The sequence below is a fragment of the Paenibacillus sp. BK033 genome, assembly GCF_004345425.1.
Taxonomy (GTDB): domain Bacteria; phylum Bacillota; class Bacilli; order Paenibacillales; family Paenibacillaceae; genus Pristimantibacillus.
Window position 1 is genome coordinate 1,141,223 of sequence record NZ_SLVP01000002.1, and the last position, 16,755, is coordinate 1,157,977.

Below are 16,755 nucleotides of genomic sequence, written 5' to 3' on the forward strand. Positions count from 1 at the left end.
CTCACCCTCTTTCTATTCTTGGTAGAAGACCTTCTTCGAAACGATATAGGAGCTGATGAGCAGGATCAGCATAATGGACACGAAATACAGCCATGCCATTGCCGAGCTAAGACCGAAATCAAAGTTGGTAAAGCCCGTCTCCTTGATTAAATCCGTCATCCCGTTTCTTGAGAAGGAGTCAATAATGGTATATATCATATTCACGAGAATAAGCGGGCTGACCATCGGAAAAGTAATCTTCCAGAACGCCTCGTAGCCGGTTGCCCCTTCCATCTTGGAAGCCTCGTACAGCTGAGGGGAGATGGTCTGAATGCCGGCAAGGAAAATCAGAATCTGCACGCCGGATTGACTGACGATCTGGTAGATTCGCTCCACGGCGCCGGTCAAATAATTAACGACGCTTTCGCTGACGCCCGCATCCATCATAAGCCCTGCCAGCTCGTAGGCTCCTAAAGCGTGAATGGCGCCGCCCGAGCCCTGGTTCTGGTCATTAACGGCTTGCACGAGACTGGAGGTTTCCAGCGTCATGATCACCCCGGAGGCCAGAATGACCGGCAGGAAGAAGATCGAGCGGGCAATCGAGCGACCGATAAACTTCTGATTAAGGAGTACGGCCAGGAACAAGCTGAAAATGACGATCAGAGGCACGTTAACCACCATGTTGAGAATAGCCTCGGTCAAGGTCCGGTTAAAGCTGGTATTCACGGTTAAAGCGTTGATATAGTTCTCGAATCCAATATAGCTGATTTTAATTCCGGATGAATTGGCCTCGATCTTGCTGAGACTATAACGGAAAGAGTTGACCAGCGGAATGATAAAGAACAAGATAAACCCCAGCAGCCAAGGCAAAACAAATAGAAAGCCTAACAGCGCCTTTTGCTCCGCATAGGTTCGTTGCTTCATGCCGAGCTTTGCTATCCGTTTCAAGATTGGTCACCACCCGTTTTGTAGCTTTCGGCTTCAATGATCTGGCCGTCAACAGTCACCTGAGCAAGGTTATAATTGACGATGACATACATGCCGTTTCCGTATACGGTCTTGTACACGCCGTCCTGCAGCTTCTCGTGTCCGGTAATCGGCTGATTTCGAACATTTTTCAGTACCTTGTTTACTTCCTGGTACATGCCTGCGGCCTTATCCATCCACAGCTTATAGTTCACGGCGTATAGTTCGTTGTGATCCGTGTCCTTGACGGAATAGTTTGGTTCATAAATCCATTCGAAATAAACATTAGAGCCAAATTCCAAGCACTTCAGAATGTATTGCCTGTCATTCGTATAGTTGGAAAGATTATATGGCGCACCCGTGTATTCCACATTCCCGCGAATCACCATCTGATAGAACGGAATTTGCTCGTCCTCCAGCTTGAAGCCGCTATTGCCCATCGGAGCATTCGTAAGATCAGACAGGTACGGAAGCGCGTAGGCGTTGCCGCCATTGCCCATCACCTGCAGCTTCTCACCCTGCAGCTTCGCCATCGCTGCTTTGGAAATCTCCTCGGATTCCGTCCTGTCGATCTGGTTATGCTTCCTGTAATCACTGTTTAGCTGATCGGCAAGATCCCTGACCGAAATGCCCTTCGCTTGAAACGCGTTCATGCCCTTCAAGGTAGAATCCACAAAGCTCTCAACAAGCCGAGGCGAAACGATATAAGAGGGAGACTTGGAAATATCGCGCCGGTTCAAGGCCAAATCCGCCGGATACAGCGCTGCCGGATCCCCTCTCAGCGTTCGCGATGCGGATTTGGATTCATTGAAATCCGCGCCGGAATTCGCTGTTAAAAACGCCACGTCCGGAAAAAGCGTAACACCGCTGTCCGCTGCAAAAGTGGCCAAGTCCTTCAGCCCTTTGCTTCCGCCGATTTCCCCGTCTACCGAAATCGATTTGGGCACTTTATGATCAAGCCCTCCGTTAAACCATCCGGCATATTTCAATTTGATATTATGAATATCCAGCTGCTTCATTTCATTGATAATAGCCTTGGCTTCCTTGAAGGTTGTCAGTGTCTCCAGCGCGCGGTACGGAATGCCCATAAAATGCTTCTTATCCGAAATGCTTCCGTCCAGCTGGAGATAGAACGGGATATTATCCTCGTCCTCCGCTTTCTCCACAGGAAGAGCCTTGTTATTTACCAAGTACTCTTTGTAGTAGCTCGCCATGCCTTGATAGCTGGCATCCTTTCCGCTCAAGAAGGCATACCGGACAACAAAATCGGACTTCATCGGATTTTCCTGAAACTTCGGAAGGGAACGCTGCTGGCCGTTCGCATCCAGCGTTACCTGGCCTTTATTGATAACGTTAAAGCTAGGGTAAACATAGTTATAGCTGTTGAGCCTGCCGCTTATATCCGCGTTAATCGTTGCAACAGACTCCCCTTCCTCAATAATGCCGAGAAAAGCGCTGTTCTCGCGGATGATGCCGAAGACCGGAAGTCTCACCGCTTCTTCTCTTGCCGCGTCTTCCGTTCTGGCCATTGTGTTGTCTTGGCCATAAACGAGCTGCTGATACGATGGATAGCGGGTCTTGCCGCTGTTAAAGCGAATAAGCGCGCCCGATCCGTCCGGAACAAGCATCGTGCCCTTGTCCGCTGTTCCGCCCGCCCCAAAGAAATTGAGAAAGGAGACGCTGTTTACCGGATACTCTTCAGGGTAATGGATGCCCGCCACCGGAACAGCTGCAACAAGACTGTTGCCGTCCAAGGTGTACTGGATGGTCGCTTCGAATATTCTCGGGGCTATTTTCTCCTGGGAGAAATGCAGCTCCTCCATATCCTTCTTCAGATCTTCCTCCGTATAACCGGCGGTTTCAAGGGACTTCAGCGCCCGGTCCAGCTGCAGCCCGTTTAACGCGCTGTCGTTCCGCTCATAGGCCGTCTGTTCCTTATTTTCTTTATAAGCAATCTTCAACGCGCGCTGTCCGGTTTTATCCAGCTTCTTGTTTAAAGCCTCAAAGCGCTCTTTGCTCATCATCTTCGGCATATCTTCCAGCGTTTTCTCCACCTTGCCGAATTGATAGGTAACGCTAAGCCCATTCGGGAGCTTCTCCATGCTAATCTGTTTATTCGCAACGCTGTCCGTATAGGAATTAATCGAGTTGAGCTGACCGAAATCATTGTAGAAATCCAGCTTAATCTGGGACGATAATAAATCCTTGTTCACGCCGGCGGCAATGGTGTCTTCGCTGCTCCCCGGCGGGTTGCTGCGCCAAACGGCTCCGCTTTGCTTATTAAGAACGGCTATGGCGCCCGTCTGATCATCGGCGAATAAGCGGAGCTGATCATTCTCGGCAACCCCCTTCATGTCAGCAATTAGGGGATCCGTGAAGGATGCGCTCAAAGCCTTTCCCTGCGTGAATGTCATCGCGGCCTGATCAGCTTCTCCCGCCTGCTTGCCCGAAGCGGAATCCGAGCATCCGGCAAGCAGGATCCCAACCAGAGCGCATGCGGTCAGCATGGCCATTCTGGCTTTATTCATCTTCTTGCCCCCTTAAAATGAATGGTGAAGCCATTCATGCTTCGTAAGCACCGGCAAAAGAATGGCCTCGCAATTAGCCGTTTACCGGCAATCGTGGAGATTCTTGCTTCGAAAGCGCCGCTAGCGCCTGAGTACGATTTCTTGGTGTATGACCTGCACAAACGCAACCATCTGCTGAATCAAACTAAAGAACAATAAACATAAGAAAGCCATAAATGCCATTGCCGCAATGGTGAGAATGATGGTTCCGATGGTCTTTGACGGCGAATATTGCTGTACCGTCATATTGCCGACAAACAGCAGGTAGGCGCACCAGAGCACCGACACATTATTGAAGAAATGGTAGAAGGACACCTCATCCAGCGAAATGAGGTTACTCAATCCTATCCACGGAAATTGAATAACGAGAAGCGGTACTAACGCAAAGCAAGTCGAGGTGAAAATATCGGCAAATTTGCCTTCCCCGTCCATTAAGGTAGTCAGCGACCAATTGGCTATGCACCAGAACAAGACGGGCACAACCACGTACAAGCTCTCCATCAGGCTGTTTATGCTGTCCGGATAAACAATGTTGACGAGAAATCCGCTGTACTGCGTCTGCATAATCTTCATGATAATCAGCAGGAACAAAATCGCGAAGGAAATGATCAGGTTCAGCTTCCGGCTGCGTTCATATTTCAATTCCCAGAAGCCGTTGAAGGGATGCAAAATCAGATATAACGGATATTTATACAGCTCTCTGTTTAATGAAGGCAACCTTTTTTCCTCCTCTCCATTTCCGGTATCTGCTTATTCCAAACCAACAAACAAGGAGTAACAGTAACCCTGACATAATGCCGGGGAAATACTCGCGGAGCACTTCCTTCCGATAAAGCAGGAAGGCCTTGGAATATCCTTTTTGGTCCATGCTTTTCTTGAAATATTTCATGGCTTCGCGATAATCGCCTTGACGAAGCAGGGCTTTGCCAATCCCCGCATAGGCAAATTCCAGATTGGCGTTCATGCTGATGGTCTCTTGGTACAAGGTAAAGGCTTTATCCTCGTCGCCATCGTAATAAGCTCTGACAGCGTCGTTTAGCGTGCGGCCGTATTCGGTCGACTGGAAGACGGTAATCTCGCCAAGCGCTTTATCCAGTACGAGGAATTCGTCGCCAAGCCGCTCAATGGCTACCGGCGTATTGAATTGTCCTAATTGATTACCCAGCCCGCCAAACACGTACAGCAAATGGCCGTCTCCGTCATAGGTGAAAATTCTTCCCCGCTTGCCGTCAAGTATGGAGTACATCTCGCTGTCGCCAACATCGATATCGATCAGTCGGGATGGTCCGGTTGCGTTCGTGTAACGGATATCGCCTTCGGGGGCAAAGTAGCCTTCCCGCCGCAATATGTCGTTGCCCTGGGCGTTCAGCTTTTTGACATTCCCGCTGTCCTGTCCGTTCGTGGCGTAAATAAAGCCTTCCCGGTCAATGTCCAGATTGGTGAACTCCGTTGGCGTAAACATAACCATCTGGCTGCGCTGCGCTTTGGTCGACAGCATCTTCCATAAATAATCCGTTGGATTAAAGGAGACCCGGTTCGCGCCAACAAACGAAGTAAACGTGCCGTCCGGACTAAATTCCATAAAGCCGTCATAAACGCCGGTGGACATGACATAAACCCGCTGCGCCTTATCGACAACAACCCGTACCGGCTGAAAATCAAATTTCTCGGACAGCATATCCGATTTGGGCGCCTCGATAACTTTTACCAGATTGCCGTTCCGATCCAGTTGAACAATCCGTTTATTGCCGGTGTCCGCGATCACAAGCTGTTTGGCGTCGGTTACGAACAGCCCCTGGGGATTATTGAAGGTCTCCTCTTTGCCGTCTCGGACAAACGAGCTGACCGTCCGTACCGGATGAAATTTGTCGTCCAGCACAACAACCCGGTTGTTGCCCGAATCAAGAACATAGATTTGTTGATCCTCGGTTACTTGGAAGTCGCTTGGCTCTTTAAAAGCGCCCGCCCCCATGCTTTCCCCGTTCCACAAAACGTTTGCCTGATACGCTGCCGGTGCCGCGGTCGTTAGCCCCCAATAAGAATAATTATAGGATTCTGCCCCGTCCGCAGCCTGAACCCTTGTGCCGCCTGCGCCTACGCCTATGCCCAAAAGAAAAGTTAAGGCAAGGAGGAGGTATATGTTTTTCTGTATTCGCAACATGCTTTGGCTCCCTTCTACTCTTTCATCCCGGAAGTTGCCATCGTCTGGATGACACTGCTCTGGGACAGGATGAAGAGCGTGATGGGAACGACCATCAGAATAAGCGCTACCGCCGCGCCAACGCCTGCCCTGGCAATGCCCCCAAGCGCGATTTGACCTAATGCATAATGAAGGGTCTTCAGGTTCTCGCTATAAATAAAATTGCCTCCGTCGGAGCCCCACAGCATAGGGAATTGCAGAATCATAAGGGTGAGCCAGGCCGGCTTTACGTTCGGCATGACGATTTGCCAATAGATCCGGTACTCGCTTGCTCCATCAATCTTGGCCGCTTCCACGAGCGCGTCCGGAATCTGTTCCATGAACTGCTTCATCAGGAATAGTCCAAGCGGGAAAGCGAGGGATGGAATAATAATCGATAAATGCGTATTGATCCAGCCAAGCCATGACATCATCATATAGTTCGGAATGGCCGTAACCGTACCGGAAAACATCAGCGACAGAACGACTGTCGAGAAAATAATCTGGGAGCCCGGAAATTTATGCTTGGCTAGCGGATAGGCCGCAGCCGAGGCGAGCAGGATATGCCCGAACGTTCCTACAAGCGTAATAACGAGCGTATTGGCAATATAGCGCGAAAGCGGAACCCAGGAATTGCCCATTAACGAGAACAAGTCGAAGAAGTTATCCAGCGTCGGGTTATTGACCATAATCCGCGGTGGGAAAATAAACAGCTCGTCAAGCGGTTTGAACGCATTGTTAACCGCGTACACAAGCGGGATGGCCATAAACAGGCCAAATACGGCAAGGAGCAGAAATAATAAAAAGCTGACGGTAAAGGAGCGGTTAAGCTTTCTCTGAATCTGGAAAACCGCTGTCCAACTGTTCAACGTTACTCACCGACCTTTCTAAGCAGCTTCTGGGTCAGCTTGTTGGCGCCCACCATGATCAGGAAGAGAACGGTTGCGATGGCCGATGCATAGCCCATTTCAAAGCGGATCGTGCCGTAATCCATCAGATGCGTGACGATCGTATGCGCCGCGTAGTTCACGCTCGGGAAGCCCGCCAGGGCAATGGAAACATCCGCAACGGCGAAGGACGCCGTAATTTGAAGGACTGCGCCGAACAACAGCTGCGGTCTCATCGACGGAAGCGTAATGAACCACAGCTCCTGCCACCGGTTGCGGATCCCGTCTACCGTACCTGCTTCTACCAGAGACCGGTCAATGGTCTGTAGCCCGGCGATAAAAGCAAGGAAGCTGGTACCGAGGCTCAGCCATAACTGAACGATAATGACGATGGTCAGAATATACTGCTCATTCGTAAGCCATTGGATCGGCTCCAGAATAAAGCCGAATTTGATCAGAAAGCCATTCAAATAACCATACCGGTCACCGGAAAAGACAATCAGCCATATGAAATACACGTTTCCCGAGATCGACGGCGCGTAAAAAATTAAGGTCATGACAGCCCGGATCTTCGGAGACAGCTCATTTATAATCCACGCGAACAGGAAGCAGGCGAAATAGCTGATCGGCCCTGTAATAACGGCGAACATGAATGTATTTCGCAAGGCTATCATAAAGACGTCGTCATTCAGAAACAGCCTGGAATAGTTATCCCAGCCAACAAACCTCGGAAATTCGAGCATATTGAAATAGAAGAAACTAAGACAGATCGAGAATACAACCGGAATGATCGTAAACAGGGTGAAAATAATCATGTACGGGCTCATCAAGATATAATTATGCTTGTTTCTCTTGATCTCTTTGAACAGTTGCGCCCATCTGGATACCTTGGCCGGCTGCCGGATAAGATCCGGCGCGGGCACGGGTACGGATACGGTTTGTTCAGGCATCGGCATTCACCCCCAAGCTAGTTCGGTAATTTAAATTCTTTACGCTTAATCGCGATTTCGTCATTGATATACAACAGATAATCCGATAACGCCTCGCGGGGATTCTCATTGCCGTTGACGACTTTGCGGAAGGCATTGTCCAAATGGCGACCCGTGAAATAGCCGCCTGGAACCTGAGGAATTCCCTCTACCCATTGCCACTGGCTTTCAAGGTTTTTATAATCCTTCACCGGCCAAGGAAGCTCCTCTAACGCTTCTATATTGGCAGTCGGATAACGGGCGGCTTCCCCGAGCAGCCCTTCCATCTCGCGTCCGTAAGCAATTTGCGTCTCCTTGCTGGTCCACCATTTCATGAACGCCCATGACGCATCCTTATCCTTGGCATTCTCCAGCATCATTACCGCGGTTGTATGGCTGGCCACTTCATGATTCACCGTGCCGTCCGGCAATTCCGTCCCGGGCACCATCGTAAAGTCCCATAACCCCTTAATTTCGGGCGCCATTACCGTCAAGTTGTTGTAAGTCGTGTAGTCCGCAATCCCAATCGGCATCTCTCCGGTACGGAAGCGGTTCGGGAAATCCGCCATCAGCGGGAACTTATAGTTGGTATAGAACTGCGTCCATTTCTTAAAGACCTCCATCGAGATATCCGAATCGAGCGCGCTTCTCTTGTCATCATCCGTATAGAACTTGCCGTTATTCTGATAGAGAAGCATCGAGAACGTAGCATTCGGAATGAGATTCGCATTGTTCGTTACCGTGTCGATCGGCAGATAAAACTCCATGTTGTGCTTCTGAAGCACCGAGATCATGTTGTACACGTCCTGCCAGGTTTTTGGCGGGGTCAACCCGATTTCCGCCAGAACGTCTTTCCGGTAAAACAGCATCGGAAAGGTCTGCTGCTCCGGCAAGGCGTATGCGCCATTGCCGTATTCATAAGGAACCAAAGCGCTTTCGTTGAACCTGGAAGCCACTTCCTTAAAGTCGGGGAATGCGGACAAATCCGCTGCCGCCTTCCTCATCGCATAGTTGACCGGTACGTCTTCCCCAATCTGCATGGCAACATCCGGTCCTTCATCGGCCAGCGTCGCAGGAAGCAGAATATTGGCCGGAACAAGCCTCAGCTTCACGGATATATTCGACTCCGGCGTAAAGCTTTCATCGATCATGCTCTTTAATACCTGGGCCTGGTCCCGGCCGGTCGTAATCCATACCGTAATCGACTTGTCGCTTTGCTTGGTATTGCCAATGCTGTCATAGTCCTCCGTATAAGAAGCGACCAGGCCACCAAGCTCATGCCTAATCTTTTGGAACAAGGTAGCGCTTGCCCGCGGAAGCTTGGCTTCCGGAGAAGAGACGACTAAATAATCCAGCGTAAGCGGCTGTACTCTTACGTTTAATATCCACGTGCCAAGTCCGCCGACATTGGTCTTGAAAGCGGTCAGCCGCTTCGCAACCGTCTCGGGCTTTGCAGCCATCTCTTCCAGCTGATTGACCATCGTATGGAGAACCGCTACTTTATCGCTTTGCTCGCCTGTCGATTGTTCGAGATAATCGGCCACGCTCTTGATCGTGGCAGCCTGCGTCTTGAACACCTCCGTCATCTCCGGAATCCGCTTCTCCAGCTGGTAATCGCGGTAAGGATCGGGCGAGTTGGAGGTAATGATCAGAATCTTTCTGTATATCTCATTAAGCTGCAGGACGCTTGATTCAATCGTCTGGAGCAGCGGAGCGATCTCGCCCAGGGATACGGACAGACGGAGCGTATGCTTGCCTTTGCTCAAATGGAACTGGTAGGGCTCATCGCCGCCCATGACGTCCATCTTCCAGTCCATATCGAAATTAAACGGAATCTGCTTCATTTCTTTAAACGGATATTCTCCGTCGATCATCAGGCTGCGCGTGCTGTAAACGCCGCGAAGCTGATCCTGCTTTCTTTTTAATGCGATCTGATACAATCCATCCTCTTGAACATCCACTTCCCACTCCAGCCACTGCCCCGGCAGCTTCCAGTTCACGCCGCCGATTGCGTTAACCCTGATTTTGGACACATCATACGGAATAACGGAAGGACTTGATTTGTCGGACAACGGATATAGGGTCGGAGACGATTTCAGCACCGCGTCCTCCGCCTGAATCATCATATATTGATCCTTCGCGGGCTTTAAGCCTGCCGCTTCATAATCCTTCTTAAGATCCTCATAGGACTTGACGGTCTGATCCTGATACAGCTCGATATAGTCGATGGCCATCGGCTCCCGGGAAGCCGTCAGCGTAAGCTTCTGCGTCCCCTTGTCGAAGTGGAACAGATAGGGCTCCGCAAAATAGCCTTCGCTGTCCATGAATGATTTGAGCTGCCAAGCCGGTTTCTCGATCTGCCTTGGACGAAGATCATTTCCCCGGTCGTCTCTCTGAATTCCGGCATCGCGATTGCCCCAAAGCCGGTCAAACAATAAATCTTCAGCCCCCGTAAACGGCTGCTCGTCATTAATCGTGAGCTTGCGTTCAATGGCGGAGCTTTTCCCCTCCAGCGGATAGTAATGAATCCGGATATTGTAAAGTCCGGCTTCTTGAACGGGAACGTTCCAGCTGATCGAGCCGGCATCCGGCGTCATGACGGCTTTTCCGTCCAGCCCCTCCGGACGATCGGCCACCTCAAAGCCTTCCCCGACGGTACCGGCGAAGCTTTCGCCTTCGATGCGGATCACTTGAGACGGTCTGTCGTCGGCGGAATAGCTTTTCAAATACTCGTTATAGCCGCCTTTGTCATCGGAGTCGGTAACCGCCTGAAATCCGCCCATTGCCTGAGCGCGTCCGTTATTCGGCTGACCCGAAGGGTAGAAAGCCCATATGGACAAAAAAAATACAAGTAGAACCAGTATGGCAATTCCGTAGCGCTTTTTGCTGCTCAACTTTTCTCCCCTCCTGCGGCAAGAGATTACGCTTTAGCAACAGTCCCCCTTGTAATGGTTCGAATGGGGACTGTCGCTAAAGCTTTGCTTGTTACTTTTTGTAAACCTCATCAATAGCGGATTGAGCTTGCGCTTTATACTTGTCGATTACGGTTGATACCGAATTGCCCGAGGTCAGCTCGCCGATCATTTCGTAGTAAGGGAATTTCGGGAATGTACCGCTGTCAAGCACCAGCATGCCTGCGCCTGCATCGCGGGCGTTCTGGATATCATTCTCGTCGGTGAAGTTGCTCTCAAGCGATGCTTGGTCGGCATAGTCGTAGATCGAATCGATATCGTTGATTTTTTCCCAGATGTACACCAGCTGATCCGGATTCTCGACACTCTTCGGAATGGTCAGCGCCTGGAATGCCCCTTCGGCGGAATGGTATGCGGTTGCGCTTGGACCTTTCGGGAACGGCACAAAGCCGATATCGTAGTCCTCCATATCCGTCTTCAAGCCGCCGATCTCATACATGGCTCCGGCATACATAAGCGTATTGCCTTGACGGAAGAACTGCCCCGGTTCCGTCCAGTCCCCGCCTTCGGTTGGGCGTGCCACTTTCTCGGTTGCCAGCTTGGAGAGGAAATTAAAGACCTCAACGGTTTTCGGATCATCCAGATTTTGCTTATCGCCGCTCGTCAGGCTCGTTTCATTGGAGACGAGAGCAGGATCCATAAACCCGGCGGACGCAAGTCCCCAAGTATCCAGCTTGCCGTCGTTATTCGTATCTTTGTTCGCTTCCTTGGCCACTTGAGTAAAGGTATCCCAGTTCCAGTTATCCTCGCTTACGTAATCTTGCGGAGACTTGATACCAAGCTTGTTAAGAAGAGTACGGTTATAGAAAATGCCGGTAATCAGGTTGCCCTGACCTTCTGAGAAGGCGTAACCGCGGCCGTTGTACGACATGAATTCGGTAGCCTTTGGATTGAATACCTTTGTGTTTTTCGTGTATTCGTCAACCGGCCATAACAGGTCTTGCTGAACCAGGGAAGGAATCGTGTAGTTTTTGCCAAGTCTCACAATATCGCCAAGCGGTTCGCCCGCAAGGAGGGACGCGACGACCTTTTGCTGGTATTCGCCATAGTCAACCGCTACGAACTCCATCTTGAAGTTATGCTTCTTCTCAAGCTCCTCCAGGTTTTTCTTGCGCTGGATATTGTCCGGGTTGTCCTCTCCGATTGTCATATCCCACCAGGAGACGACCTTGATCGTTCTGCCCCCCATGTCGAAATCCATCTCCGGCGATGAAGCATCCTCTTCCGCATTGCCGGCATTATTCGAGGCCGCGGCATTGTTGGAGGCTGTCGCATTATTGCTTGCAGGCGCATCCGTATTGTTGCTTTGGCCGTTCCCGCTTTCATTGCCTTTGCTGCCGCCGCTTCCCCCGCTGCATGCCGTTAATGAAGCCGCTAACATCAAAGTCGAAAGCATCATAACCGTCTTTCTCACTCTCACATTGGTCCCCCCTAAATTGGTTTACAGGAAAAAGTGTAGCGCTTACATTTCTGGCCAACAACCTGCCTGCAAATAGGTCAATGACCTGTCAATTTATAGGTTTCCAGGAATAGCGCGGATTGTCACGCAGCTGCTAACCCAAGAGGTAAACAAATGGATGATGGATAAAGAAATGCACATTGTCACCCGCCCGAGTCATGAACAATAATAAAAACCATATCCGTCAGAGACAATCCTACAGAAAGTGAGGTTCAGCTTTATGTATAAAGCATTACTTGTTCATCCCGACATGATTTCGAGAGAAGAAACCAGATTGCTGCTTCCATGGGAGCAGCATGGCTTCCAGCTTCATGCCTATGCGGATTCTCTCTCTGACGCTCAAGCTCTACTTCGCACGCAGATGTTCGACCTCATTCTTATAGATCTTAAACCTTCGCAGGCTGCCGGAATGCAGATCTGTGAACAAATCAGAGAACTTAGCCGCGTTTCTATCATTCTTTTGGGAGGCAGTCATGATTTCCAGCTGCTGCGGAAAGCAATGGCCCTTCAAGTAAGCGATTACATTGCGGATCCGGTGCATCCCGGGGATCTGGCTGCCAGCCTCTGCAAGATAAAGAAGGAGCTGGACGTTCAATCCGTACATTCCAAACGGTTAACCCTAAGCTACGAGAATAAAAAAAGTCAGAATCCGTCCATCATTGATCTGGTCAAGCAATACGTCCAGGAGCATATGCATGAGAATATAACCTTGAAAAAAATCTCAACCATGCTGCACTTCAACTGCGCCTATCTTGGCCAGAAATTCAAAGACCAGGAGAACATGTCGTTTAACGAATATCTTCTTCAACAGCGAATGGAGAAATCAAAGCTCCTTCTGGAGAAAACGGATATGAGGATCTACGAGATTGCAAATGAAGTAGGCTATACGGAAATTGACTGGTTCTACAAGAAATTCAAGGAATACACGGGCGCGAGCGCTAATGAGTACCGCAAGCAAAGTACGATTTACATCATGAACGGATGAGGATTGTCATTTTCGTAAGCGCTTGCAAACGAAAAGAAGCCGGCAGCGTCTTGGGACTCTTGCTTAATTCCCGGGACTTTGACCGGCTTTTCCCACATGTCTCCTTGAAGTCGCAAGCGAAAAAGCTTTCCGGATTAACGGAAAGCTTTCTCGCTTGTGCTCGTCTACTTTGTATCCGACAGCTTCAGTAATCCGAAGCCGGAGGTGTTCGTGTAGGACAGCCCCGATCGGTCATTCCAAATCGCTACGCTGTCACGATCCCCATCGCCGTCTTCATCGTTGTTCACCTGAACGTCAAAGCCAATAACGTCTCCGGCTGCAGGTGGCGTGCCATTCCATTTCAAGGAGGCTTCAACCAGATAACCAGTGGCGGTACGTTTTACCGCGGATACCAGATTTCCGCTTAAAGAGCCCGGATTCACGCTTTGCTCGTTGTCGAAGTTAATCCTGTACTGCCCGTCGTCTGCTTGATAGCTCGCCGTTCCGGCTTGGTTCTGATCGACGAATAGTTCTACCGAATCCTGCTCCCACGCATTAGGGCTTTGCTTCGATAACAACGAATCCGTCACTTCCGCGAGTACGTATAAACGTCCTGCATCCCACAGCGTTCTAACCTTCGCTTTTGCTCCGTTTGTCCCTTGCACCCAGCGGTCTGTCGTAATAATGTTTGCGCTGCTCCAGAGGGAATCCATATTGCCGTCTATAACCGGCGAACCCGCCCGAGCTTCCGCAAATTGCGGACCTTCTATTAAGGTTAAAACGCCATATTTGGACGTATCGGTATCTTGCGATCCCGTTCTGTCATTCCAGGAGGTTCTCGTTACCGCGCTGCCCGCTTTGTCTGCAATGCGCACATCAAATCCAAGCTTGTTATTCAGCGATAAGCCATCAAGCGGAATGGCCGCTTCGATCCGATAACCGTCTGTAAGCTTAACCGCTTTGTAGGCAGCCGGTTTACCCGGATTAGCACCGCTCCGACGGAACGTGTATTTCTTGTCATCCGATTCGTATGCGGCAGTTTTTCCGTTATTGCCGTCGATAAATACTTCCACCGCATCATTTCCGTTCGTGCTTGGATCCGTCACGTCAACCGTAAGATAAAGGTTATGCGCATCCCATAGCGACTTGAACTTGGCGACAGCCGTTCCTTCGCTCTTAACGGAGACGTAAGGCGACCTGTTCCAAGCATCCTCCAGCTTCCCGTCAATGGCCGCGCCGGCATTCGCCGCCGTTGCGTTCTGAATATCCACCGGAAGCTTGCTTGGATCCACTAATGCCCAATAGGCATATTTCGCCTGCAGCCGTTCATCGAACAGGAGCGGCCAGTTATTGCGGTCGACCGGGAAGGTGCGAAGCCACGTATTCAAATCATCCTTGCCCCAGAAAATAACGGCGGTCAGCTGATCCGCGTGCTTCCTGAATACATCGAACAGTTCCTTATACCGCTTCGCCTGCTTCACTTGAAGCTCCGGAGGAAATGTCTCGTAAGCATCATTGTCATTGGTATAGACGCTCATATCCAGCTCTGTTACCTGCTGCTCAATATTCAAATCCGTGAAAGCTTGAATCATGTCGTCGAGCTCTTGAATCTGCGGATATTCAATGCCAATATGCGTCTGATGGCCAACGCCGTCGACGGGAATGCCTTTATCCTTCAGGCGTTTGATTAAGTCATGCAGATCCTGCCGTTTTTCCGGCATATTCGTATTGTAATCGTTGATGAACAGCTTCGCATTGGGATCGGCTTCATGCGCGTATTCGAATGCCTTCTCAATAAATTCTTCTCCAGCGATCTTATACCATAAGCTGTTGCGGAGACCGCCCGGCTGATTATCGCCTGGCTCAAGCACCTCGTTCACAACATCCCATGCATAAATTTTGCCTTTGTATCGGCCGACGACCGTATCGATATGACGCTTCATCCGTGCAAACAGAAGTTCTTTGCTTGCAAGATTCCCGTTCTCATCGTAAAACACCCAGTTCGGGGTTTGGGAATGCCAGATCAACGTATGACCGCGCATCGCGATACCGTTATCCACCGCAAAATTAACAATCTTGTCCGAGCGCGTGAAGTTGAACTGTCCCTCCTGCGGCTCCGTAGCATCCCACTTCAGCTCGTTGCCGGCAGTCAAGCTGTTGAAATGCTTCTTGATCAACTGCGCATCGGGACCGCTTGGATCCTCGATTTCATTAACCAATACCGCTGCTCCCAGCTTGAAATCATCGGCAAAGACATCCTTCAACGAAGGAATATCCTGCTGTATGACAATCGGTTCCGGATCAGGAAGCTGTTCAATGGAAAAATCATCTACATAGAAATCCAGCGTTGGGCTAGAGGATGCTTCAAAATAGACGGAGAGACTTTGGATCGGCTGCTTTAATTGATACTGACCGCTAAGCTTCACCCAACCGTCCGCTGTAACATTTCCGGAAGCAACCCCTTCATAATTCGTTGTCCCGTCCGTCGTTCGCTGAACCGTCATCGATACCGATGAGGCCGCTGTGCCTGCCGGGAGCTTGACCCACGCGGCAAGCCCATAGGTTTTCCCTTCCGTCATCATGGAGGTTACATCGAGCTGCGGGCCATTCCAGCCTTGCGTTCTTCCCGTTACCTGCAGACCGTATGTCCCTGTGTGGGCAGCGACTTCCGAGGCTGACAGCACTTCATTGCCTCCGCGGCCATGCCAGCCTTGAACCGTGCCATCCTCAAAATCCGTTGCCAATTTCACTGTGCTTGCTTCCGCTTCCGCCTGTTTGGGCAGCACGCTTAGCGACAATGACGTCAGCATCAAAGCGATGGCCAGCACGCCCGAAAAAGAGCGCTTCAAACCTTGTTTCTTCATCCGTACACCTCACCTTTCGTTTTTCTTGTATATTCCATTAAACCGCCCCTTGAGGGGCGGATTATGGCGTCATTTCCTGCGGATAAAGGATGATGCGCCCTTCCTCCAGCTCAACGCGTACCTTGTTGCTGTCCTTGAAGCCTTCGGCATCCAGATAACCGGCGGGAATCTGGAGACGCCCTGCCTTATCGAGAACCGCATATTCGATATGGCTTTGCCGCTCGGCCTGCAGGTGCTCGGCATCCAGCCGTGCCAGCTCGTCGGCATACGATTCTCTGCGGATCATCTCCGCGGAGGTTTTGCCGTCCCGGATCTGCACGACCCGGTTGACCTTGCGGGCCAGCAGCGGGTCATGCGTAACGATTACAACGGTAATGCCAAGGGTATGGTTGAGGTTCCGGAACAGATCCAGCACCTGATCCGAGGTCTTCGTGTCCAGCGAGCCGGTTGGTTCGTCCGCGAGAAGCAGCCTGGGCTCATTGGCCAGTGCGATGGCAATCGCCACCCGCTGCTGCTCGCCTCCGGACAGCTCGCTGAGCTTGTTTCTCAGGCGATGACCAAGCCCAACCGCTTCCAGCAGCTCGATAGCACGCGCTCTGCGCCGCCTTCCCTTCAAAAGAATGGGCAGCTCTACGTTCTCCAAAGCCGTTAGATAGGGAATGAGGTTGCGGGCGTTATTCTGCCATACGAAACCAACGGTCTCCCGCTTATACTTCACAAGCTCCTTCTCGCCAAACGCAAGCAGATCCTTGCCGTCTACAAACAGCTTGCCTGCGGACGGCTTATCCAGGCCCCCCAGCATATTCAGCAGCGTCGACTTCCCGCTTCCGGAATTGCCGATGATCGCCATTAACTCTCCGTCCTCCACCCGCATATCCAGCCCTTGCAAAGCAACCACCTCCAGATCGGCGGTTTTGTAGATTTTGACGAGCTCCTCGCATCTGATCATG

General features: G+C 50.8%; 11 protein-coding genes. 1 reads left to right on the forward strand and 10 read right to left on the reverse strand.

All coding sequences use genetic code 11. The features are described 5' to 3' along the window. Positions 1-12: 12 nt before the first annotated feature. The 8 genes from EV294_RS11935 to EV294_RS11970 all read right to left on the reverse strand — a co-directional run bounded on the left by EV294_RS11935 (position 13) and on the right by EV294_RS11970 (position 11,938). Positions 13-927 (reverse strand): carbohydrate ABC transporter permease, encoded by a 915-nt coding sequence (locus tag EV294_RS11935; RefSeq protein ID WP_132307010.1) that lies wholly within the window; start codon positions 925-927, stop codon positions 13-15. Further along, complete coding sequence (locus tag EV294_RS11940; RefSeq protein ID WP_132307012.1) at positions 924-3,473, reverse strand: DUF5696 domain-containing protein; 2,550 nt, start codon at positions 3,471-3,473, stop codon at positions 924-926. Before EV294_RS11940 ends, EV294_RS11935 begins: the two co-directional genes overlap by 4 nt. A gap of 120 nt (positions 3,474-3,593) precedes the next feature. After that, positions 3,594-4,229 carry a YIP1 family protein gene (locus EV294_RS11945; protein WP_132307014.1) on the reverse strand — a complete coding sequence of 212 codons (636 nt, stop codon included), beginning with the start codon at positions 4,227-4,229 and terminating at the stop codon, positions 3,594-3,596. Continuing rightward, a complete protein-coding gene (locus EV294_RS11950) occupies positions 4,201-5,673 on the reverse strand; it encodes a hypothetical protein (protein ID WP_132307016.1) in 1,473 nt (490 codons plus the stop codon). Before EV294_RS11950 ends, EV294_RS11945 begins: the two co-directional genes overlap by 29 nt. Positions 5,674-5,687: 14 nt before the next feature. Then, on the reverse strand, positions 5,688-6,560 hold the full coding sequence (locus EV294_RS11955) for a carbohydrate ABC transporter permease (protein ID WP_132307018.1): 873 nt from the start codon (positions 6,558-6,560) through the stop codon (positions 5,688-5,690). Between the two features lie 2 nt (positions 6,561-6,562). Beyond that, positions 6,563-7,528 (reverse strand): carbohydrate ABC transporter permease, encoded by a 966-nt coding sequence (locus tag EV294_RS11960; RefSeq protein WP_132307020.1) that lies wholly within the window; start codon positions 7,526-7,528, stop codon positions 6,563-6,565. 17 nt (positions 7,529-7,545) lie between these two features. After that, positions 7,546-10,440 (reverse strand): extracellular solute-binding protein, encoded by a 2,895-nt coding sequence (locus EV294_RS11965; protein WP_207918131.1) that lies wholly within the window; start codon positions 10,438-10,440, stop codon positions 7,546-7,548. A 91-nt stretch (positions 10,441-10,531) separates the two neighbouring features. Then, positions 10,532-11,938, reverse strand: a complete 1,407-nt coding sequence (locus EV294_RS11970; protein ID WP_207918132.1) for an extracellular solute-binding protein — start codon at positions 11,936-11,938, stop codon at positions 10,532-10,534. 259 nt (positions 11,939-12,197) lie between these two features. On the opposite strand from EV294_RS11970, the gene EV294_RS11975 reads away from it, so the two are divergent. Further along, complete coding sequence (locus EV294_RS11975) at positions 12,198-12,962, forward strand: helix-turn-helix transcriptional regulator (RefSeq protein WP_132307022.1); 765 nt, start codon at positions 12,198-12,200, stop codon at positions 12,960-12,962. A gap of 164 nt (positions 12,963-13,126) precedes the next feature. Here EV294_RS11975 and EV294_RS11980 read toward each other — a convergent pair whose 3' ends face one another. Together EV294_RS11980 and EV294_RS11985 are read right to left on the reverse strand one after the other, a co-directional pair. Beyond that, a complete protein-coding gene (locus EV294_RS11980; protein ID WP_132307024.1) occupies positions 13,127-15,805 on the reverse strand; it encodes an endo-1,4-beta-xylanase in 2,679 nt (892 codons plus the stop codon). Positions 15,806-15,866: 61 nt separating this feature from the next. Further along, positions 15,867-16,754: an ABC transporter ATP-binding protein gene (locus tag EV294_RS11985; protein ID WP_132307026.1), complete on the reverse strand. Its 888-nt coding sequence runs from the start codon at positions 16,752-16,754 to the stop codon at positions 15,867-15,869. Position 16,755 lies beyond the last annotated feature (1 nt).

What these genes read in the sequence shown, in the direction of transcription:
- EV294_RS11960 (WP_132307020.1), bottom strand. Translation starts at nt 7,528, where the DNA reads ATGCCTGAACAAACCGTATCCGTACCCGTGCCCGCGCCGGATCTTATC.
- EV294_RS11950 (WP_132307016.1), bottom strand. Translation starts at nt 5,673, where the DNA reads ATGTTGCGAATACAGAAAAACATATACCTCCTCCTTGCCTTAACTTTT.
- EV294_RS11980 (WP_132307024.1), bottom strand. Translation starts at nt 15,805, where the DNA reads ATGAAGAAACAAGGTTTGAAGCGCTCTTTTTCGGGCGTGCTGGCCATC.
- EV294_RS11940 (WP_132307012.1), bottom strand. Translation starts at nt 3,473, where the DNA reads ATGAATAAAGCCAGAATGGCCATGCTGACCGCATGCGCTCTGGTTGGG.
- EV294_RS11975 (WP_132307022.1), top strand. Translation starts at nt 12,198, where the DNA reads ATGTATAAAGCATTACTTGTTCATCCCGACATGATTTCGAGAGAAGAA.
- EV294_RS11985 (WP_132307026.1), bottom strand. Translation starts at nt 16,754, where the DNA reads ATGATCAGATGCGAGGAGCTCGTCAAAATCTACAAAACCGCCGATCTG.